The sequence below is a fragment of the Bacillus sp. S14(2024) genome, assembly GCF_050473785.1.
Lineage (GTDB): Bacteria > Bacillota > Bacilli > Bacillales > Bacillaceae_G > Bacillus_A > Bacillus_A yunxiaonensis.
Genome location: NZ_JBFLUP010000006.1, coordinates 1584838 through 1606712, shown reverse-complemented (window position 1 = coordinate 1606712; position 21875 = coordinate 1584838). Strand labels below are relative to the sequence as shown.

The window sequence follows — 21875 nt, the reverse complement described above, 5'->3', positions numbered from 1 at the left end:
CTCACCTGGAGGTACCTCTTCTTATTTTAAAATATTAGCAATGTATGTGTGAAGTTCTTCCACTTTCACTTCTGCAGATTCATTTGTTGCACGTACTTTTACTTCAACAATGCCTTCATCGGCTTTTTTACCAACTGTTACTCGAACTGGAAGACCGAATAAATCTGCATCAGCAAATTTTACGCCTGCACGTTCCGCACGGTCATCTAATAATACTTCATATCCTTGCTCTTGTAATGAATTGTAGATATTTTCACCGACTTCACGCTGTGCATCAGATTTCATATTTACCGGAATCACATGTACATGAAATGGCGCAACTGCCTTTGGCCAAACTAAGCCATTCTCATCGTTAAATTGCTCAGCAATCGCCGCAACTGTACGAGATACACCAATTCCGTAGCAACCCATAATGATCGGTTGTGTTTTACCGTTTTCGTCCAAGAATGTCGCATTCATAGATTCACTATAGCGTGTACCAAGTTTAAATACATGTCCCACTTCAATACCGCGAGCAAAGCGAATTGTTCCCTTGCCATCTGGAGAAAGATCTCCTTCTTGGATGAAGCGTAAATCTGTATATTGGCTTACTTTAAAGTCACGTTCTGGGTTTACATTCACGTAATGGAAGCCTTCTTCATTTGCTCCGCAACATCCATTTACGATAGCTTGTACAGCATGATCAGCAATTACTTCTACTCCTGTTACATCAATTGGACCTAAAGAACCGACTTCACAGTTTAATAATTTTTTTACTTCTTCATGAGATGCAAGTTCGACAACAGAAGCACCGTATAGGTTTTTCACCTTAACATCGTTCACTTCATGGTCTCCGCGAACAAGAACAACAATAAATTTCTCGTCTGCTTTAAAGACCATAGACTTAATACAATTTGATGCCTCGATATTTAAGAACGCAGATACTTCTTCAATTGATTTTTGATCTGGCGTTGCAACTTTTTCAAGTGTTTTTTCTACCTCATCGCTCTTTTCATAAGAAGCAATAACAGGTGCCATCTCAATATTTGCAGCATAATCAGATGTATCAGAATATGCAATTGTATCTTCTCCTACATCTGATAACACCATAAATTCATGTGTATCTTTTCCACCCATTGCTCCAGAGTCAGCGATAACAGCACGGAAGTTTAAACCACAGCGCACAAAAATATTAGAGTAAGCTTGGAAAAGACGGTTATACACTTCATCTAAACTCTCTTGCGTTGCATGGAAGGAATATGCATCCTTCATTAAAAACTCTCTTCCGCGTAACAAACCAAAACGCGGCCTTTGTTCATCGCGGAATTTTGTTTGAATTTGATAAAGTGTTAAAGGTAATTTTTTATATGACTTAATTTCGTCACGTACAAGATCAGTAATAACTTCTTCATGTGTTGCTCCTAGAGCGAACTCACGATTATTTCGATCGTTCATACGCATTAATTCTGAACCATATGAATACCAGCGTCCAGATTCTTGCCATAATTCAGCTGCCTGAAGAGCTGGCATTAATAATTCTACAGCACCAGCTTTCTCCATTTCTTCACGAACAATACGTTCTACTTTATGCAACACTTTCAGACCAAGCGGCAAAAAGCTATATATACCTGAAGCATTTTGACGCATAAATCCTGCGCGTAGTAGAAGCTGATGGCTTTTAATTTCCGCATCAGCTGGTACTTCACGCAATGTAGGACTAAATATTATACTTTGTTTCATTCTATAGCACCTCTTTTATAAGAAAAACTTCCGTATATCGTTCCATGTTACGACTAACATCAGTAACATTAATAAAGCAAAACCAATAAAGTGAACCATTCCTTCTTTTTGACGGTCAATCGGTTTCCCGCGGAGCGCTTCAATTAAGAAGAAGAAAAGGCGTCCTCCATCTAATGCAGGAACAGGTAATAAGTTAAACAAACCAAGATTTATACTTAGAACAGCTGTTAAGCTAAGAACACGAATCGTACCATATTCTACAACTTGGCCTGTTAAGTTGTAAATCCCTACTGGGCCAGATAAGTCGTTAATCGAAAAATGTCCTGTAACGAGCTGAACAAGGGAAACAAAAATAAGTTTTGTCCATCTGTATGTTTCATCAAATCCCGCTTTAATAGAACCAAACAGGGACTTCTCAACAGGCGATTGTACCCCGAGTCTACCAACCGTAACATTGCCCTCTTTTTCAGCAGCAGGCGTAACTTGTATCGTCATTTTTTTACTATCACGAGTTACATCCATCTTAATTTCTTTTCCTGGATTTTCACGAACGATATTTACTACATCTTGCCAACTATTTGTCGGTTTATTATTAATTGACGAAATTTTATCATCTTCATGTAATCCAGCTTTCTGTGCCACGCTACCAGATACCACTTTTCCAATTATCGGTTTATCCACAGGAATCCCTTGTATAAAACCAATCATAACAAATATAACGAAAGCAAGAACAAAGTTCATTGCAGGACCTGCAAAAATAGCAAGCGCTCGTTGTCCTAACGTTTTTGAGCCAAATTGTCGATTATACGGCGCAATCTGCGTTTCCTCTCCTGCTGAAACATAACGAGCTTTCTCGTGAATCCGAAATGTTTGTAAATCTTCTTCGTACTCTTCATATCCAGATATGATTAACTTGTGTTCCAAGTCAGCTTGTTCCACTTCAATAACACGAACATTTGGATATTTTTCACGATTATCCAAAACAATTTTCGTAACCTCTTCTTTTTCGTTTAAAACAAGTCCAACTTTTGTACCAGGTTTTAGTTCAATGGTTTCTGGATCCTCCCCAGCCATTCGTACATAACCACCAAGCGGAAGTAAACGAACTGTATAAACTGTTTCATTTTTTTCAAACGAGAACAATTTTGGACCAAAACCAATGGCAAATTCACGACACAAAATACCAGCACGTTTGGCAAAGTACAAATGTCCAAGTTCATGGAAAAACACGAGTGCACCGAAAATTAAAATAAAGACAATCGCTGTATTCAAGTTCCATAACCACCTTTGCTAAATTTGTTCCATCACAAATCGTCTTGTGGCAGCATCGATTTCCTGAATTTCTTCTAAGCTTGGACGCGCAATGACATTGTGATGGTGCATTGCTTTTTCAATGAGGTCTTCTACTGTTAAGAAACTGATTTTCTTTTGCAGAAAAGCTTCTACAGCGGCTTCATTAGCTGCATTCATCACAGTTGGCATACTTCCTCCCATTTTCCCAGCTTCATATGCAAATTGAAGACAGCGGAAACGTTCCATATCCATTGTTTGAAAATGTAATGTTCCAATTTCCCATAAATTCAGCTGTTTAGCGTTTGGAAGCGAAAAACGATCAGGGTAAGTAAGTGCATATTGAATTGGAACACGCATATCTGGTGTACCAAGCTGCGCCATTACACTGCGATCTTCAAACTCAACCATTGAGTGAATGATACTTTCTTTATGTAATACAACATCGATTTGCTCATAAGGGATATTAAAAAGCCAATGCGCTTCAATAACCTCTAATCCCTTATTCATCATTGTAGCAGAATCAATGGTAATTTTCGAACCCATAGACCAGTTTGGATGACGAAGTGCATCTTCTACTGTTACATGTTGAAGTTCATTCCTCGTTTTATCTCGGAAACTTCCACCTGATGCTGTCAATATTAATCGAGAAATACGCTTCTCATTTTCTCCGTTTAAACATTGAAAAATAGCAGAGTGTTCACTATCTACAGGAAGTAAAGATACGTTATGCTTTTCTGCAGCTTCCATAACTAAATGCCCTGCTGTTACTAATGTTTCTTTATTTGCAATTGCAATCGTTTTTTTCGCCTCAATTGCTCGTAACGTCGGTAGTAATCCGACACTACCAACAACAGCGTTTACAAGTATTTCTGCATCCGGATGAAGTGCAACTTCAAGCAGCCCTTCATCTCCATATACAATTTTCGTATTTCCACAAACTGTTTGTAATCGCCAAGCATCTTCCTTTTGTTGTACAGACACAATCTCAGGAGAAAATTCTTGAATGATTTGCTGAGCAAACTCAATGTTTCTCCCCACAGAAAAAGCAACGAGACGGAATTGGTCTTGGTGCGAGCGCAATACATCTAATGTTTGCGTTCCAATTGATCCACTTGCACCTAATAAACTAATGGTTTTCATTACTCCAACTCCTCGTTCGTTCATTAAATGAAATGTAAGAAATGTAATAATGGTAATACAAATAACCAGCTATCAGTTCGATCGAGAATACCACCGTGTCCTGGTAAGATTGTACCCGAATCTTTTACACCATAATGACGTTTAAATGCCGACTCTACTAAGTCTCCGATTTGACCAAATACCGATATTGCAATGGTAACTGCAATAAGAACAGCTATATTCGAATGAACCGGTAAAAATACATTATACACAAGAGCGACAACAATTCCACATAAAATACCGCCGATAGAACCTTCTATCGTTTTATTTGGACTAATTTCTGGCCAAAGCTTTCGTTTCCCGATCGCTTTTCCAATAAAGTAAGCCCCGGAATCCGTTGCCCAAATCACAAACAATGCATAAAATACATATTGAATTCCTGCAAGACGAGTTTCATTCAAATAAAAGAAACCCATCGCAACATAAGTTGTTGCCATCAATAAAAACGCAGCATTGTCAAAAGTAAATGTATTCTTAGAAAGGACAGTATATGATAAAAGTAATAAAACAATTACAAATGTAATTTCTACTTTTGTTAAACCAATTGTTTCAAATACACCCGTTACATTACTTGGAACTAAAATAGTCCAAAGCAATAATGCTGCTAAAACTGTAGGCATAGAGATAACCGTTAGTTTATTCATTCGAATTAATTCATATAATCCAACGGAAGCTAATGCATACACTAAAATTGTAAAAGGCACGCCACCGTAAAATACGATGGGAATGAACAGCGCGGCAGCAATCACTCCAGTAATTATTCTCTGTTTCACTACCAAACCCTCTCTTTCTACACGCCTCCAAATCTGCGACCTCTATTTTGGAAGTCAGTAATGGACTGTAATAAATGTTCTTCTGTAAAATCCGGCCAATTTACATCAGTAAACCACAATTCTGTATAAGCAATTTGCCACAGCATAAAATTACTAATACGGATTTCACCACTTGTTCGGATTAGTAAATCAGGATCAGGCAATGTTCTTGTCATTAAGTACGAAGAAATAGTATCTTCTGTTATTTCTGTAGAACGAAGTTTTCCTTCTTCACTATCCTTAACCATATTTTGCACAGCAGATACAATTTCATCACGACTTCCATAGTTTAACGCAAAATTTAAGATTAATCCCGTGTTATCTTTCGTATCCTCAATCGCTTTTTCCATCGCTCTGCGCGTATGAGTTGGAAGGCGATCCTTTTGTCCTATGACACGTACTTGTACATTTTCTTCAATAAGCTCTGGCAAAAATGTACCTAAAAATTCTTCAGGAAGTTTCATTAAATAATCCACTTCTAATTTTGGTCTTTTCCAGTTCTCTGTAGAAAAGGCGTAAAGAGTCAGTACTTTGACACCGAGTTTACTAGCAAACTTCGTAATTTTCTTTACGACTTGCATTCCTTCATGATGACCTGCAATGCGAGGCATCGCCCTTCTTTTTGCCCATCTTCCATTACCATCCATAATGATTGCAATATGCGCTGGGATTTCTCCTTTTTTTGCTTCTTCTACGAGATGATCAAACGACGCGATCTTATTGCCTTTAAAAAAAGGAAGTTTTCTAAACATCATTCAAACCCTCCAACGAGCAGACATATGCCTAAAAGTGTAAAAAGACCCCCTTAAGAAGAGGGTCATATTTGCGAAAGCTTCGCGATTACACTTCCATAATTTCTTTTTCTTTGTTTTTTGTAACATCGTCAACTTTTGCGATATATTTATCTGTTTCTTTTTGGATATCTTCTGTATATCCTCTTAAATCATCTTCTGTAATGTCGCCGTTTTTCTCAAGTTTTTTCAATTCATCGTTTGCATCACGACGAACGTTGCGAACAGCTACTTTTGCATCTTCAGAATATTTTTTCACAACTTTCACAAGTTCACGACGACGTTCTTCTGTTAATGCAGGGAATGCAATACGAATAACAGTACCATCATTAGAAGGATTTAATCCTAAATCAGCTTTTAAAATTGCTTTTTCAATATCACCGATAGATGTCTTATCGTATGGCTGAATAACTAGCAAACGTGCTTCAGGAACTGTGATGTTTGCTAATTGTACAACCGGAGTTGGTGCACCGTAGTAATCTACTTGTACTTTATCTAATACAGAAGCACTTGCACGACCTGCACGAACTGTTGAAAGTTCACGAGAATATGCTGCAACTGCTTTTTCCATTTTCTCTTTTGCATTGCTTAACACTTGTTGTCCCATTATTATTTCCCCCTCACAATTGTTCCAATATTTTCGCCCAGAACGGCACGTTTAATGTTTCCTTCTTCCATGATAGAGAATACAATTAACGGAATATCATTATCCATACATAAAGAAGAAGCTGTAGAATCCATTACACCCAAGCCTTCTTTTAAGACGTCTAAATATGTAAGTGATTCGTATTTTGTTGCTGTTTCATCAATTGTTGGATCCGCACTATATACGCCATCTACATTATTTTTCGCCATTAAAATAACATCTGCCTCAATCTCAGCTGCACGTAGTGCTGCTGTTGTATCGGTAGAGAAGTAAGGGTTACCTGTACCTGCTGCAAAAATTACAACACGTTTCTTCTCTAAGTGACGATTTGCTTTACGACGAATGTAAGGTTCCGCTACTTGGCGCATTTCAATAGAAGTTTGCACTCGTGTTTGAACTCCTAAATTCTCTAAGCTGTCTTGAAGAGCTAAAGAATTCATTACCGTTGCTAACATTCCCATATAGTCAGCCGTTGCACGATCCATTCCCATTTCGCTACCAATCTTACCGCGCCAAATGTTACCACCGCCAACAACAACTGCAACTTCTACGTCTAACTCAGCAATTTCTTTCACTTGCTCAGCAACAGATTTAATAACAGACGGATTAATTCCAAATCCTTTATCTCCAGCTAAAGCTTCACCGCTTAGCTTTAATACTACACGATTATATTTTGGCTTACTCATAATGAACCTCCATTGCCTACATCTTTATTTTAAAAAAGGGAACACAATGTGTCCCCCAATCTTTATTAGTTGCTGCCTTTTACTTGGTTCATTACTTCTTCAGCAAAGTTGTCTTGACGCTTTTCAATACCTTCACCAACAGCGTAGCGAACGAATCCTTTTAATGTGCCGCCTTTAGACTCAACGAACTGACGAACTTTCATATCAGGATTTTTAACGAATGCTTGGTCAAGTAAGCAAATCTCTTCGAAGAATTTACCTAGGCGACCTTCAACCATCTTAGCAACGATTTTTTCAGGCTTGCCTTCGTTTAAAGCTTGTTGTGTTAATACTTGACGCTCATGCTCAACTTCTTCAGCTGTTACAGCATCGCGGTCGATGTATTTAGGGTTAACTGCTGCAATGTGCATTGCTACATCTTTAGCAGCCGCTTCATCTGTAGAACCTTCAAGAACTGCTAATACACCAATGCGTCCACCCATGTGTAGGTAAGCACCGAATGCATCTGCATCAGTTTTTGATACGATTTCAAAACGACGAAGTGTAAGTTTTTCACCAATTTTAGCGATTGCTTCGTTGATGTGCTCTTCTACTGTTTTGCCGTTTGCAATTGTTTGAGCCATTGCTTCTTCAATGTTAGCAGGTTTGTTAGCTAATAAGTGAGCAGCTAATTCTTTAATTAATGTTTGGAAACCTTCGTTTTTCGCAACGAAATCAGTTTCAGAGTTTAATTCTAAAATTAAACCGTCGTTACCGTTTGTTTCGATGAAAGTTAAACCTTCAGCAGCGATGCGGTCTGCTTTTTTAGCAGCTTTTGCAATACCTTTTTCACGTAAGAAATCAATTGCTTTCTCCATGTCGCCGTTAGTTTCTGTTAAAGCTTTTTTGCAGTCCATCATACCTGCGCCAGTTTTTTCACGAAGTTCTTTTACCATTTGTGCAGTGATTGCCATACTTTTCATCCTCCTAAAATATGTATTTATACCTTAAAAAAGGTGATAAAAGGCCGAACCCCTTATCACCTTTCCAAATTTGTTACGCAGTAACAGTTTCTTCACCTTGTTTTGCTTCAAGGATCGCGTCTGCCATTTTAGATGTAAGAAGTTTTACAGCACGAATTGCATCATCGTTTGCTGGAATTACGTGATCGATTTCGTCTGGATCACAGTTTGTATCAACGATACCGATGATTGGAATGTTTAATTTGCGTGCTTCAGCAACTGCGATACGCTCTTTACGAGGGTCTACTACGAATAATGCATCTGGAAGACCTTTCATATCTTTAATGCCGCCTAAGAATTTTTCAAGACGCTCTAATTCTTTCTTAAGTTGTACAACTTCTTTCTTAGGAAGTACTTCGAAAGTGCCATCTTCTTGCATTCTTTCGATGTCTTTAAGGCGTTTAATACGCTTTTGAATTGTTTGGAAGTTTGTTAACGTACCACCTAACCAACGTTGGTTAACGAAGTACATACCAGCGCGAGTTGCTTCTTCTTTAATAGCATCTTGTGCTTGTTTTTTTGTACCTACGAATAATACGTTACCGCCGTTAGCAGCGATGTCTCTCATTACGTTGAATGCTTCTTCAACTTTTTTCACAGTTTTTTGTAAGTCGATGATGTAGATACCGTTACGCTCTGTGAAAATGTAACGTTTCATTTTTGGGTTCCAACGACGAGTTTGATGTCCGAAGTGAACACCAGCTTCAAGCAATTGCTTCATAGAAATTACTGACATAATTTAGTTCCTCCTAAATGGTTTTTGATATCCTCCGTTCACTTCATCTTTAAGCGAAACTACAAGCGTAGCACCAACACTTAAATCAATGAACGTGTGTACTTTGTACTGACACCACTGACAACTATATCACAACAAAATATCACAATCAAGTCGAAAATACATACATTATGAAACTTTCTTTTCAGTTACTTATTTTTACTATCGAATCATATTACAGTATTGCCATTCTCCCTTATTTTTAAGCTATTTTAATAATAAAACGTTCCTCTCATTAAGATTTTTTTCTGCTGAGCACATTAAAAAAGAGCTCTTCTGCACAATACAGAAGAGCTCTTTTTCTCTTAACATTAGTTTGTTTTTAATTTTGCAAGTTCATGTAAAAATTTATCATTCAATACTTTAATGTATGTTCCTTTCATACCTAAAGAACGAGATTCGATTACACCAGCACTTTCTAACTTACGAAGTGCGTTTACGATTACAGAACGTGTAATACCTACACGATCAGCAATTTTACTTGCAACAAGCAATCCTTCTGTTCCATTTAACTCTTCAAAAATATGCTCAATTGCTTCTAGTTCACTGTATGATAATGAGCTAATTGCCATTTGTACAACCGCTTTACTACGTGCTTCTTCTTCAATTTCTTCTGCTTTTTCACGTAGAATTTCCATACCTACTACCGTAGAACTATATTCAGCAAGAATTAAATCATCATCTAAGAATTCTTGACCAAGACGCGCTAATACTAATGTACCTAGACGCTCACCGCCACCAACGATTGGTACGATTGTTGTTAAACCTTGACCAAACAACTCTCTGTTTTCTACAGGGAACGCTGTATACTCACTGTTTACTTCTAAGTTTGGAGATGTTTCAGTTACATTGAATAAGTTCTTTGTATATTCTTCTGGGAACTGACGCTCAGCAAGCATTTGTTTCATGCGCTCGTTTTCGATTTGCTGGTGGATTGCATATCCTAATAATTTTCCGCGACGACTTACAATAAACACGTTCGCTTCGATTACTTCACACATCGTGTCAGCCATTTCTCTAAAGTTTACTGGTTTACCTGCTGCGCTCTGTAATAACGCATTCAGCTTTCTTGTTTTTGCTAATAATTCCATTTCAAAATTTCCTCCTACATATTATTCACATAATTTTAATCACTTGGAAACTAGGGCGAGTCACCTGATGATACTATTACAAAATAAACTGGCTCACATCTTTATTTTTAGCAATCGTCGCTAACTTTTCCTCTACATACTGAGGTGTTATCGTTACCTTTTCTAACGTAATTTCAGATGCTTCAAACGATAAATCTTCAAGAAGTTTTTCCATGATAGTATGAAGCCTTCTTGCTCCAATATTATCTGTGTCTTGATTGACTTGATAGGCAATCTCGGCAATCTTACGAATAGCTTCGTCAGAAAATTCAATTTCTATACCTTCCGTTTCCAATAATGCTATATATTGTTTTACTAAAGCATTATCTGGCTCTACAAGAATTTTTATAAAATCGTCTGCTGACAATTTCGTTAATTCTACTCGAATCGGGAATCTTCCTTGTAGTTCTGGAATTAAATCTGACGGCTTTGACATATGAAAAGCGCCCGCTGCGATAAATAAAACGTAATCCGTTCTTATCGGTCCATACTTTGTCACAACAGTCGATCCTTCCACAATTGGTAAGATATCCCGCTGTACGCCTTCACGTGATACATCAACGCTATTCGATTGTTTACCAGCAATTTTGTCAATCTCATCAATAAAAATAATACCAAGCTGTTCAGCACGATAAACAGCCTCTTGTGTAACTTCATCCATATCAATTAAGCGCTGTGCCTCTTCATTTGTCAAGACTTTTCTCGCTTCTTTTACAGAAAGTTTACGTTTCTTCGTCTTTTTCGGCATAAAACTTCCAAGCGCATCTTGAAAATTCATGCCCATTTGTTCCATTCCTGTACCTTGAAGCATATCAAACATAGATGATTGTTGTTCTGTCACTTCGATTGTAATCGCTTCATCTTCTAGTAAACCTGCAGCAAGCTGCTTTTCTACTTCTTTTCGTTTCTGTTCAATTTCCCGCTCATCCTGCTGTTCCGATACTGAAGTTGTATTTTGATTTTGATACCCACCAAATAACATTTCTAACGGATTTTTAAATCCTGATTCTTTTTGTTTATGCGGTACTAAAATTTCAACAATTCGCTGATTTGCTTGCTCTTCCGCTTTATCCTTAACATGAACCATTTTCTCTTCTTTCACAATTCGAACAGAAGTTTCCACAAGATCACGAATCATAGATTCAACATCACGGCCAACATAACCTACTTCTGTAAATTTTGTCGCCTCTACTTTAATAAAAGGAGCACCTACGAGCTTTGCAATTCGTCTCGCCACTTCTGTTTTCCCGACCCCAGTCGGCCCAATCATTAAAATGTTTTTGGGTGCAATTTCATCGCGAAGTTCTTCCGCTAATTTACTGCGGCGATAACGATTCCGGAGCGCCACTGCAACCGCTTTCTTCGCGTCTTTTTGACCAATAATATATTGATCTAGCTTCTCTACAATTTGTCGCGGAGTAAAATGTAAATGCATATAAAATGCCTCCCTTACAGTTCTACAATTCTTCCACAATAATATTTTCGTTCGTATATACACAAATATTACTAGCGATTTCTAAACTTGCTTTCGCAATGTCTCTTGCTTTAAAATGATCACCTGCATGCTGTTTTAAAGCACGCCCTGCTGCAAGTGCATAATGCCCACCAGATCCAATCGCTAAAATGCCATCATCAGGTTCAATCACTTCACCTGTTCCTGAAACTAGTAATAGCGTACTTTTGTCCATAACGATTAACATTGCCTCTAATTGGCGAAGCATTTTATCTCCCCGCCACTGCTTTGCCATTTCTACAGCAGCTCGCTGCAAATTACCGTTGTATTCTTCAAGCTTCCCTTCGAACATTTCAAAAAGCGTAAAAGCATCTGCGACAGAACCCGCAAAACCAGCTAACACTTTACCGTGAAATAACTTTCGCACTTTACGAGCTGTATGCTTCATAACAACAGCATTTCCAAGCGTAACTTGCCCGTCACCAGCCATTGCACATTCTCCATTATGGTGAATTGCAAATATCGTTGTAGCATGGAAATTTCCCATAGAAAAAACTCCTTTATTTGTTTTTATAGCTTCTAAAAGCAATTTATGCGCGAGGATGATGCATCATGTAAACAGAACGTAACCTTTCCTTTGAGACATGCGTATAAATTTGTGTTGCCGATAAATTTTCATGTCCTAATAGCTCTTGTACAGTTCGTAAGTCTGCCCCTTCATTTAACATATGAGTCGCAAATGTATGTCTTAACATATGTGGGCTTATATGCATTGTAAGGGAAGTTTTTTTTATTAGTTCATTTAAAATATATCGAACACCCCGATCTGTTAACGGTGTACCTTTCGCATTTAAAAACACCATTTGGGAGTGTTTCTCCGATTTTTTCTCTAATCGTTTTCTCCCATTTTCTATGTAGGTTAGTAAAGCATCTTGTGCATAACTCCCAAAGGGAACATAACGCTGTTTCTTTCCTTTCCCCATCACCAAAATCGTCCCAATTGAAAAATCAATATCGGTAAGTTGAAGATTCACACATTCACTGACACGAATACCCGTCGCATACATGAGCTCCAATAAAGCTTGATCTCGCTGCCCTAACGGTTTGGCAGTATCGGAAACTTCAAATAACCGCTCTAATTCTTCGGCGTACAAAAATTTTGGGATTGACCACTCTTTTTTAGGGAGTGACGCAAGTGCAAATGGATTATCTTCTCTATATCCTTCACGCATCAAAAAACGGTACAGACTTCGTAAACTCGAGATTTTGCGCGCTACAGATTTTCTTGCTAACTTTTCATTATGCAAAGTGGTTAAATATAAACGAACATCAACGTACGTAATATCCGCAAAAGAGGAAATACCTTCTCGCTTCATAAATTGCACAAAATGTTCTAAATCATTCTGATAACTTTCAATTGTATATTTTGAATAATTTCTTTCAATTTGTAAATATCCGACGAATAATTGTAACATTTTATTCACATGTTCATCCATACTCTTCACCTCAATAAAGGCTACTAAATCGTATCACAATTTAGTAGCCTTTGCAAGAAATTTAACTAAATATTTACAAAATTTTGAATTGTTTCTAAAGCGCGATTTGCATACGCTTCATTACGTTCTTGCTTCTTCTTAATTTTCTTTTCTAGCGGTGCAAACAATCCGAAATTTGCGTTCATCGGTTGGAAGTTTTTCACATTCGTTGTTGTGATGTAATTCGCCATACTCCCCATTGCTGTTACTGGCGGTAGAACAACCGGCTCTTCACCTTTCACAAGGCGAGCTGCATTTATACCTGCCAACAAGCCTGAAGCGGCTGATTCTACATAACCCTCTACTCCAGTCATTTGTCCAGCAAAGAATAAATCATTTCGATTTTTATATTGGTATGTTGGACGCAGTAGTTTTGGCGAATTAATAAATGTATTACGATGCATCACACCGTAACGCACAATCTCTGCATTTTCTAATCCAGGAATTAGTTGTAACACTTCTTTTTGTGGTCCCCACTTTAAGTGAGTTTGGAAACCAACAATATTGTATAATGTTCCCGCCGCATCATCTTGACGTAATTGAACAACCGCATATGGCGTTTTCCCTGTTTTCGGATCTTCTAATCCAACTGGTTTCATTGGTCCAAACAGCAATGTTTGTCGCCCACGGTTTGCCATTACTTCTACAGGCATGCACCCTTCAAAGAAAACTTCCTTCTCGAACTCTTTTAATGGCACTGTTTCTGCAGCAATTAACGCATCATAAAAACGGTTAAATTCTTCTTCTGTCATCGGACAGTTTAAATATGCTGCTTCACCTTTATCATAGCGAGATTTTAAATAGACTTTCTCCATATCAATGCTATCTTTTTCCACAATAGGTGCTGCCGCATCATAGAAGTAAAAATAGTCCTCACCCGTTAGTTCTTTTAGTTGTGCTGATAGCGCTGGTGAAGTAAGCGGCCCTGTTGCAATTACAGTAGGTCCTACTGGAATTTCTGTAATTTCCTCATTCATTACCGTTACGTTCGGATGATTTTTCACATATTCTGTTACTTTCGCCGCAAATTCATGACGGTCTACAGCTAAAGCACCACCCGCCGGTACAGAACACTCATCTGCTGCACGAATAATAACAGAATCCATACGGCGCATCTCTTCTTTAATTACCCCAACCGCATTTGTTAATGTATTCGCACGAAGCGAGTTACTGCATACAAGCTCAGCAAATTTATCTGTATGATGAGCTGGTGTTTGTTTTACTGGTCTCATTTCATATAATCTTACTTGAACGCCACGTTTTGCAATCTGGTAAGCTGCTTCGCTTCCTGCAAGACCTGCACCAATTACATTTACTACTTGTGTTGTCATTTGTCTCACCTTTCTTTTTTCATTTCCCGAAAAAAATGTGAGCTGGTAGGCTCACATTTGTTGTTCTTCTTCATAATCACAAGAAATACACTGTACTTGAACGCCTTTTTTCAACTTCTTCTCAACAAGCATCCCTTCACACTTTGGACATTTCCGGCCAATTGGCTTATCCCAAGAAACAAAGTCGCACTCAGGATATGTGCCGCAGCCGTAAAAAAGACGTTTCTTTTTATTACTTCGACGCTCAATAATTTGTCCTTCGTTACACTTCGGACATGTAACACCGATTTCTTTAACAATCGGTTTTGTATTTCGGCAATCTGGGAAATTAGAACAAGCCATAAATTTTCCGAATTTACCCATTTTGAAGACCATTGGGTTACCGCACAGCTCACAATCTTCTCCGGCAGGCTCATCTTTAATTTCTATTTCGCGCATTTCTTTCTCCGCTTTCTCTAAACGCGGTTCAAACTCTTTGTAGAAATCATCAACAATTTGTACCCAATTTGCTTTTCCCTCTTCTACTTCATCAAGATTTTGCTCCATATTAGCTGTAAACTCGATATTAATAATTTCTGGGAAAAACTCTAAAATAAGTTCAATTACAATTTCGCCAAGCTCAGTCGGAATAAATCTCTTATTGTCTAACCCTACATATCCACGTTTTTGAATCGTTTCTAGCGTCGGTACATATGTAGATGGTCTACCAATTCCAAGTTCCTCTAACGTTTTTACTAAACGCGCCTCTGTATAACGTGGTGGTGGCTGAGTGAAATGTTGTTTCGGTTCGACATCTTTAGAAAAAACTGTTTCTCCTATGTCCAACTTAGGTAACATTCTATCCTTCTCTTCAGCTCCATCATCTTTTGCTTCCACATATACTTTCATAAATCCTGGGAATTTCACAACAGATCCATTCGCACGAAATTGAACAGAATTGTTTATCAATGTAGCTGTAACGGTATCCATTATAGCAGATGCCATCTGACTTGCAACAAATCGCTCCCAAATCAGTTTGTATAAACGATATTGGTCACGGCTCAAACAGCTTTTTAATTCATCTGGTTTACGCAAAACAGATGAAGGGCGAATCGCTTCATGCGCATCTTGTGCATTTGCATTTTTCGACTCTTTCTTTTTTTGTGTCCCTATGTAGTCTGCCCCAAATGCTTCTTCAATATAAGAACGTGCTTCTTGCTGCGCTGTTTCTGAAATTCTCGTTGAATCTGTTCTCATATATGTAATTAATCCGACCGTTCCTTGCTTTCCAATGTCAATTCCTTCATAAAGCTGCTGTGCAAGCATCATCGTTTTCTTTGCTCGCATATTTAACTTTCTCGCAGCTTCTTGTTGCAGAGAAGATGTCGTAAATGGTAATGCAGGATTACGTTTTCGTTCTTTTTTCGTTACACTTTCAACTGAAAATGCATTCCCTTGCATTTTTTCAATAACTTCATTTACTTGCTGTTCATTTGTTAACTCTACTTTTTCCCCGTTTATTCCATAGAAGGATGCTTCAAACGTCTCTTTTCCTTTTACAAATTCAGTTTTAATCGTCCAGAATTCTTCTGGTATAAACGCTTGAATTTCTTTTTCGCGCTCTATAATTAAGCGTACTGCAACAGACTGCACACGGCCTGCACTTAATCCTTTTTTTACTTTCTTCCATAATAAAGGACTAATGTTATAACCGACAAGTCGGTCAAGCACGCGTCTTGCTTGCTGCGCATCCACTAAATCCATATTAATCGCACGAGGATGTTTAAAAGATTCTTTAATGGCATCTTTTGTAATTTCATTGAATACAACACGGCAATCTGATTCTACATCTACATTCAGCGTATTAGCTAAATGCCAAGCAATCGCTTCTCCTTCGCGATCTGGATCGGCTGCGAGATAGACTTTTTTTGCTTTTTTTGCCGCTGTCTTCAAATCTTTTAAAACAGGCCCTTTACCACGAATGGTAATATATTTGGGAGTAAAATTATTTTTCACTTCTATTCCCATTTGGCTTTTAGGTAAATCGCGAACATGGCCCATAGACGCGACTACTTTGTATTTTTTCCCTAAATATTTTTCAATCGTTTTCGCCTTAGAAGGCGACTCCACGATTACAAGGTAATCTGACATGCTAGTGCCTCCTTAAGAGGTGGATTCAAGTCTTCATCTTCACTTACACAGATGCTCCTTCCTCAAAGTTCCTAAAACTTTTTGGATGGATTATTGACTAATATTATTGATTTCCCTCATTTTTGTCAATCAACAATGAATATAACATACAGTGACAATCTACTATTTGTCAATAATTGTTTAATAAAAACATGAAATATACTAGCAATTTGAAAGTTCTTCTATCACATCTTTGGCACATTGAACTAATTTCGCCCCTTGCTGGATGAGCTGATTCGTTCCAATTGCACTCTCAATATAGTTGGGTCCCGGCAAAGCAAACACTTCTCTATTTTGTTCTAAAGCAAAGTCCGCTGTAATAAGAGAACCACTCCGAGCTTTCGCTTCTACTACGAGAACACCTTGACAAAGTCCACTTATAATACGATTTCGCCTCGGAAAATACCATTTTTGCGGTGCATAATGCGGGGGATACTCCGTTACAAGTACGATTTGTTCTTTCCATTTTTCATAAAAAGATTGATTCTTCTTTGGATACATATATTGTAAGCCGTGTCCTAATACTGCAATTGTCGCAAAACGGTGCTCTACGGCAATTTCATGCGCAATTGTATCAATGCCACTTGCAAGCCCACTCACAATTAACCATTCATTTTTCATAAGCGGTTGTAAAATAGATTGTATGTTGCCTTTTCCATATAAAGACGGGTTTCTCGTCCCAACAACAGCTATTTTTTTTGCCTGTTGTAGCAATTCTTTTTTTCCCTTTCCATATAAAACAAACGGAGGATCAGGAATTTCGCGCAATAAATTCGGATAGTCATCATCCCATATCGTTATATAAAAAATGTGTTCATCTTGTAATTTTTGAATACAGAAAGAAGGATGTGTTTTTTGAAGATAACAAAAAAGTGCAGAGGCTTTTTGCATAGACAGCCCAAGATATTTTTCAATTTGAGGAACTTGAAAGGAATAAATGTCAGTTAACTGAGGATCGATATAAAGTAAACGCCGGAGTACTTTCCACTGATCCGCCAAACAGTAGTGAAGATGTAACAATCTCTCACGTTTCATATTTATTCTCCTTACCCATAATTAATATTATGTAAACAATGAAAGGTATAAAAGACACCCTCTTTTACAGAAGGTGTCTTTCTAAACTATTAATAATTTTTACAAGTTTCAAATAAACCTTTTTCTTTTAAAACAGAAATTAAAGTTTCACCCATAACAGCTGGTGTTTCAGCAACTTTAATACCACATGCTTCCATTGTTTTGATTTTTTCAGCAGCTGTACCTTTACCACCAGAAATAATCGCACCAGCATGGCCCATGCGTTTTCCTGGAGGTGCTGTTTGACCACCGATAAAGCCAACAACAGGTTTCGTCATGTTCGCTTTTACCCACTCAGCAGCTTCTTCTTCTGCTGTTCCACCAATTTCACCAATCATAATAACAGCATGTGTTTCTTCATCTTCGTTGAATGCTTTTAATGCATCGATGAAGTTTGTACCATTTACAGGGTCACCACCGATACCAACTGCTGTTGATTGGCCGATTCCTTCTTGTGTTAATTGATGTACAGCTTCATATGTTAACGTACCTGAACGAGATACGATACCTACATGACCTTTTTTATGAATGTATCCTGGCATAATACCAATCTTACACTCATCTGGCGTAATAACACCTGGGCAGTTTGGTCCAAGAAGACGTGTTTTCTTACCTTCCATGTATTTCTTAACATTTACCATGTCTAATACAGGGATACCCTCTGTAATACATACTACTAAATCAAGCTCCGCATCAACAGCTTCCATAATTGCATCAGCAGCAAAAGCAGGTGGAACGTACACAACAGAAGCGTTTGCACCCGTTGCTTTTACAGCGTCTTCTACTGTATTAAATACTGGTACACCTTCGATTTCAGTACCACCTTTACCAGGCGTTACACCACCGACGATTTTTGTACCATATTCAATCATTTGTTTTGTATGGAATAAACCTTGAGAACCTGTAATACCTTGTACAATAACTTTTGTATCTTTATTAACTAATACGCTCATTTCTTCTCCCCCGCTTTCTATTAGCCTACTAGTGAAACAATTTTTTGTGCACCGTCTGCCATAGATTCTGCTGCAACAATATTTAAACCAGATTCATTTAAAATTTTCTTTCCTAATTCCACATTTGTACCTTCAAGACGAACTACAAGCGGTAATTCAAGGCCCACTTGTTTCGTTGCTTCGATAACACCTTCTGCAATTACATCACATTTCATAATTCCACCGAAAATGTTAACAAAAATACCTTTTACATTTTTGTCAGAAAGAATAATTTTGAAAGCTTCTGTAACTTTTTCAGCTGTAGCGCCGCCACCAACATCTAAGAAGTTAGCTGGGTCACCGCTATAGTGTTTAATGATATCCATCGTTGCCATCGCTAGTCCAGCACCGTTTACCATACAACCGATATTTCCATCTAATGAAATGTAGTTTAAGTCATATTTAGAAGCTTCCACTTCTTTTGGATCTTCTTCATCAAGATCACGAAGTTCTAAAATATCTTTATGACGATATAAAGCATTAGAATCGAAGTTTAATTTTGCATCTAACGCCATAACTTTTCCGTCGCCTGTTGTAACAAGCGGGTTAATTTCTGCGATAGAGCAATCTTTTTCAATAAACGCACGGTATAAGCCCATCATAAACTTCACAGCTTGTCCAACAAGCTCATTTGGAATATTGATATTAAATGCAATACGACGCGCTTGGAAGCCTTGTAAACCTACCGCTGGATCAATATATTCTTTAAAGATTTTTTCTGGTGTTTTCTCTGCTACTTCTTCAATTTCTGTGCCGCCTTCTTCAGACGCCATTAATACAACTTGAGAAGTTGCACGATCTAATACAAGACCAACATAATATTCTTTTTTAATGTCGCATCCTTCTTCGATAAGTAAGCGCTTTACTTCTTTACCTTCAGGACCTGTTTGATGAGTTACAAGCGTTTTCCCCAGAATTTCCTCTGCATATGTACGAACTTCATCTAAGTTCTTCGCTACTTTTACACCGCCGGCTTTGCCGCGTCCGCCAGCATGAATTTGTGCTTTTACTACACATACACTCGTTCCTAATTCTTTCGCTGCTTCTACAGCTTCTTCTACTGTAAAGGCAACCTTCCCGTTCGGAACGCTTACCCCATAGTTTCTAAGGACTTCTTTCCCCTGATACTCGTGGATATTCATGGTCCCATCCTCCCCTATTTTCCTGTTTTACTCGAAAAGTTTTTTAATGTTTTTAAACACTACATTAGTCATTGTATAAAATGATTGCCACGCTGTCTACAATAAAGTGTCAGAAAACTGAAATCGCTTTATTCTTTTTTTAAAAATAGTAATGTTAATATACAAAAATAAAAAAATAAGCTGTAGATTAGCTTATTTTTTTATCATATCTTTAATTGGAGCAAACGATTTTCGATGTTCATCTAACACACCGTAAGTTTCAATCGCCTGTAAATGCTGTTTCGTTCCATAACCCATATGTTGCTCAAATCCATACTGCGGATATCGTTTTCCAAGCTCCTTCATCATACGATCACGCGTTACTTTCGCAATTACAGATGCAGCCGAAATAGAAATGCTTTTCGCATCTCCTTTAATAATAGACGTTTGAGGAATTGAAGTAGGAAGTTCCATCGCATCAATTAGTAAATGTTCTGGCGTACAAGATAAATTTGCAACAGCATCTAACATCGCTTGTTTCGTCGCTTGGTAAATATTTATTTCATCAATTACATTAGGTGGGATAATCCCAATCCCGATTGCTAATGCCTTCTCTTGAATTTCATCATAAAACCGCTCACGCTTCGCCTCACTCAACTTTTTCGAATCATTTAAACCTGGTATATAGAAATCCTCCGGAAGCACAACAGCAGCAGTAACAACAGGTCCTGCTAACGGTCCTCTTCCCACTTCATCAATACCCGCAATAGATACAATTCCTTTTTGACGGAGCGCACTTTCATAAATCGACATCTCAATAAATTTTTGTTTTTCTTTTTCTTTATCCCCTTTTTGTTTTTTCCATTTTGTAATGAGTCTTTGCACACCTTTTCGTTCGTCTTCTAATAACATAACAAAACGCTCGTCGTCTTCTTGTACAACTTCTTGTAATAGAGCTTCTATTTCTTGAATTGTTTGTTTTTTAGACATACGCAGTTCCTCCTCCAAATAAGAAAAGGCGTGCAAAAGCGCGCCTTTTCTTTCCCGTTTAACAAGTAGCAAGCCTTATCTCTGTATTCAGCAGAATGAAAGACACCGAGCTTAAAATAACTACCAGTAAAAATTCAATGAATGCAACGAACCAACTAGAAGTCCGGCTTTATGCCGCTTCCCCCACCTCAAATTTCAGAGAGTAGCCAAGATGATAGGTGAGGACTAACTGCTGGTATGTGCCCGATTGGTGAGAGCTTTCCATCAGCGGAGGATGAAGACAATTCCAACTGATAGAAGTTTCACTTTACGCTTCTTCTATTGTTTCTTCTGGTGTTTCAAAGGTCATTTTCCCAAGTTTACCACCACGAAGCTCACGAAGAACAAGTTCTGATGTTTTGTCATAATCAACAAGTCCCCCACCCATTAAACAGCCTCTATTCTTTCCAATTGCGTCAAATAATTCCACAATATCTTCTGGAATGTCATTTAACTTATAACGCTCTTTCAAACGTTCTGGGTACTGTTTCTCCATAAATCGAAGTGCATATACAGCCACATCTTGTAAATTTAAAATCGAATCTTTAATTGCACCAGTCGTTGCAAGACGAAGTCCAACCATTTCATCTTCAAATTTCGGCCACAAAATACCCGGTGTATCTAGTAATTCCATTTCTTTTCCTACTTTAATCCACTGCTGTGCAGTCGTTACACCCGGACGATCGCCTGTTTTTGCAATATTTTTCTTTGCTAATTTATTAATTAATGTTGATTTTCCAACATTCGGAATACCAACAATTAAAGCGCGAATTGCTCGCGGTTTAATACCTTTTGCAACCATCTTATCAAATTTTTCTTTCACAAGCTCCTTACATGCTGCTGTAATTTCTTTCATACCTTGTCCAGCTTGTGCATTAATAGAAATTGCTTTATGACCTTTTTCCTCAAAATACGCAATCCATGCCTTTGTTACACGATCATCTGCCATATCTGCTTTATTTAAAACGACTAGCCTTGGCTTATGCGTAATAATTTCATCAATCATCGGATTTCGTGATGATAATGGCAATCTTGCATCAACAAGTTCAATTACAACATCAATTAATTTTAACTTTTCTGTTACTTGTCGCCTTGCTTTGGCCATATGACCTGGAAACCATTGAATTACCATATTTCCA

20 protein-coding genes are annotated in these 21875 nt (G+C 37.9%); all 20 read right to left on the bottom strand.

Annotation, left to right across the window (positions count from 1 at the left end):
- Positions 1 to 21: 21 nt before the first annotated feature.
- Positions 22 to 1719, bottom strand: a complete 1698-nt coding sequence (locus tag AB1279_RS08615) for a proline--tRNA ligase (RefSeq protein WP_429758417.1) — start codon at positions 1717 to 1719, stop codon at positions 22 to 24.
- A gap of 15 nt (positions 1720 to 1734) precedes the next feature.
- The gene (rseP, locus tag AB1279_RS08610; RefSeq protein ID WP_429758416.1) at positions 1735 to 2991 is read right to left on the bottom strand and encodes an RIP metalloprotease RseP; all 1257 of its coding nucleotides are present in this window, start codon (positions 2989 to 2991) and stop codon (positions 1735 to 1737) included.
- Between the two features lie 18 nt (positions 2992 to 3009).
- On the bottom strand, positions 3010 to 4152 hold the full coding sequence (dxr, locus tag AB1279_RS08605) for a 1-deoxy-D-xylulose-5-phosphate reductoisomerase (RefSeq protein WP_429758415.1): 1143 nt from the start codon (positions 4150 to 4152) through the stop codon (positions 3010 to 3012).
- A 23-nt stretch (positions 4153 to 4175) separates the two neighbouring features.
- Positions 4176 to 4964 (bottom strand): phosphatidate cytidylyltransferase, encoded by a 789-nt coding sequence (locus AB1279_RS08600; RefSeq protein WP_429754206.1) that lies wholly within the window; start codon positions 4962 to 4964, stop codon positions 4176 to 4178.
- 17 nt (positions 4965 to 4981) lie between these two features.
- Positions 4982 to 5758: an isoprenyl transferase gene (locus AB1279_RS08595; protein ID WP_429758413.1), complete on the bottom strand. Its 777-nt coding sequence runs from the start codon at positions 5756 to 5758 to the stop codon at positions 4982 to 4984.
- A gap of 85 nt (positions 5759 to 5843) precedes the next feature.
- Positions 5844 to 6401 (bottom strand): ribosome recycling factor, encoded by a 558-nt coding sequence (frr, locus tag AB1279_RS08590; protein ID WP_429754204.1) that lies wholly within the window; start codon positions 6399 to 6401, stop codon positions 5844 to 5846.
- Positions 6402 to 6403: 2 nt separating this feature from the next.
- Positions 6404 to 7126, bottom strand: a complete 723-nt coding sequence (gene pyrH / locus AB1279_RS08585; protein WP_154711805.1) for a UMP kinase — start codon at positions 7124 to 7126, stop codon at positions 6404 to 6406.
- A gap of 65 nt (positions 7127 to 7191) precedes the next feature.
- Positions 7192 to 8079 carry a translation elongation factor Ts gene (gene tsf / locus AB1279_RS08580; RefSeq protein WP_429754203.1) on the bottom strand — a complete coding sequence of 296 codons (888 nt, stop codon included), beginning with the start codon at positions 8077 to 8079 and terminating at the stop codon, positions 7192 to 7194.
- A gap of 82 nt (positions 8080 to 8161) precedes the next feature.
- Positions 8162 to 8863 carry a 30S ribosomal protein S2 gene (gene rpsB, locus AB1279_RS08575; protein ID WP_090912758.1) on the bottom strand — a complete coding sequence of 234 codons (702 nt, stop codon included), beginning with the start codon at positions 8861 to 8863 and terminating at the stop codon, positions 8162 to 8164.
- Between the two features lie 350 nt (positions 8864 to 9213).
- A complete protein-coding gene (gene codY / locus AB1279_RS08570; RefSeq protein ID WP_020059163.1) occupies positions 9214 to 9993 on the bottom strand; it encodes a GTP-sensing pleiotropic transcriptional regulator CodY in 780 nt (259 codons plus the stop codon).
- Between the two features lie 76 nt (positions 9994 to 10069).
- A complete protein-coding gene (gene hslU, locus AB1279_RS08565; protein ID WP_429754202.1) occupies positions 10070 to 11467 on the bottom strand; it encodes an ATP-dependent protease ATPase subunit HslU in 1398 nt (465 codons plus the stop codon).
- 22 nt (positions 11468 to 11489) lie between these two features.
- A complete protein-coding gene (hslV, locus tag AB1279_RS08560; RefSeq protein ID WP_336483120.1) occupies positions 11490 to 12032 on the bottom strand; it encodes an ATP-dependent protease subunit HslV in 543 nt (180 codons plus the stop codon).
- Positions 12033 to 12075: 43 nt separating this feature from the next.
- Entirely contained in the window at positions 12076 to 12981 is a 906-nt protein-coding gene (xerC, locus tag AB1279_RS08555) for a tyrosine recombinase XerC (RefSeq protein WP_429758412.1), read from the bottom strand.
- A 65-nt stretch (positions 12982 to 13046) separates the two neighbouring features.
- Complete coding sequence (gene trmFO / locus AB1279_RS08550; RefSeq protein ID WP_429758411.1) at positions 13047 to 14351, bottom strand: FADH(2)-oxidizing methylenetetrahydrofolate--tRNA-(uracil(54)-C(5))-methyltransferase TrmFO; 1305 nt, start codon at positions 14349 to 14351, stop codon at positions 13047 to 13049.
- A 51-nt stretch (positions 14352 to 14402) separates the two neighbouring features.
- Positions 14403 to 16481, bottom strand: coding sequence for a type I DNA topoisomerase (gene topA, locus AB1279_RS08545; protein ID WP_429754199.1), 2079 nt, complete (start codon positions 16479 to 16481; stop codon positions 14403 to 14405).
- A 201-nt stretch (positions 16482 to 16682) separates the two neighbouring features.
- The gene (dprA, locus tag AB1279_RS08540; protein WP_429758410.1) at positions 16683 to 17555 is read right to left on the bottom strand and encodes a DNA-processing protein DprA; all 873 of its coding nucleotides are present in this window, start codon (positions 17553 to 17555) and stop codon (positions 16683 to 16685) included.
- Between the two features lie 89 nt (positions 17556 to 17644).
- On the bottom strand, positions 17645 to 18547 hold the full coding sequence (sucD, locus tag AB1279_RS08535) for a succinate--CoA ligase subunit alpha (RefSeq protein WP_377883949.1): 903 nt from the start codon (positions 18545 to 18547) through the stop codon (positions 17645 to 17647).
- A gap of 20 nt (positions 18548 to 18567) precedes the next feature.
- The gene (gene sucC, locus AB1279_RS08530) at positions 18568 to 19728 is read right to left on the bottom strand and encodes an ADP-forming succinate--CoA ligase subunit beta (protein WP_253630209.1); all 1161 of its coding nucleotides are present in this window, start codon (positions 19726 to 19728) and stop codon (positions 18568 to 18570) included.
- 192 nt (positions 19729 to 19920) lie between these two features.
- Positions 19921 to 20697 (bottom strand): ribonuclease HII, encoded by a 777-nt coding sequence (locus AB1279_RS08525; RefSeq protein WP_429754195.1) that lies wholly within the window; start codon positions 20695 to 20697, stop codon positions 19921 to 19923.
- Between the two features lie 307 nt (positions 20698 to 21004).
- The gene (ylqF, locus tag AB1279_RS08520) at positions 21005 to 21868 is read right to left on the bottom strand and encodes a ribosome biogenesis GTPase YlqF (RefSeq protein ID WP_429754194.1); all 864 of its coding nucleotides are present in this window, start codon (positions 21866 to 21868) and stop codon (positions 21005 to 21007) included.
- Between the last annotated feature and the right edge of the window lie 7 nt (positions 21869 to 21875).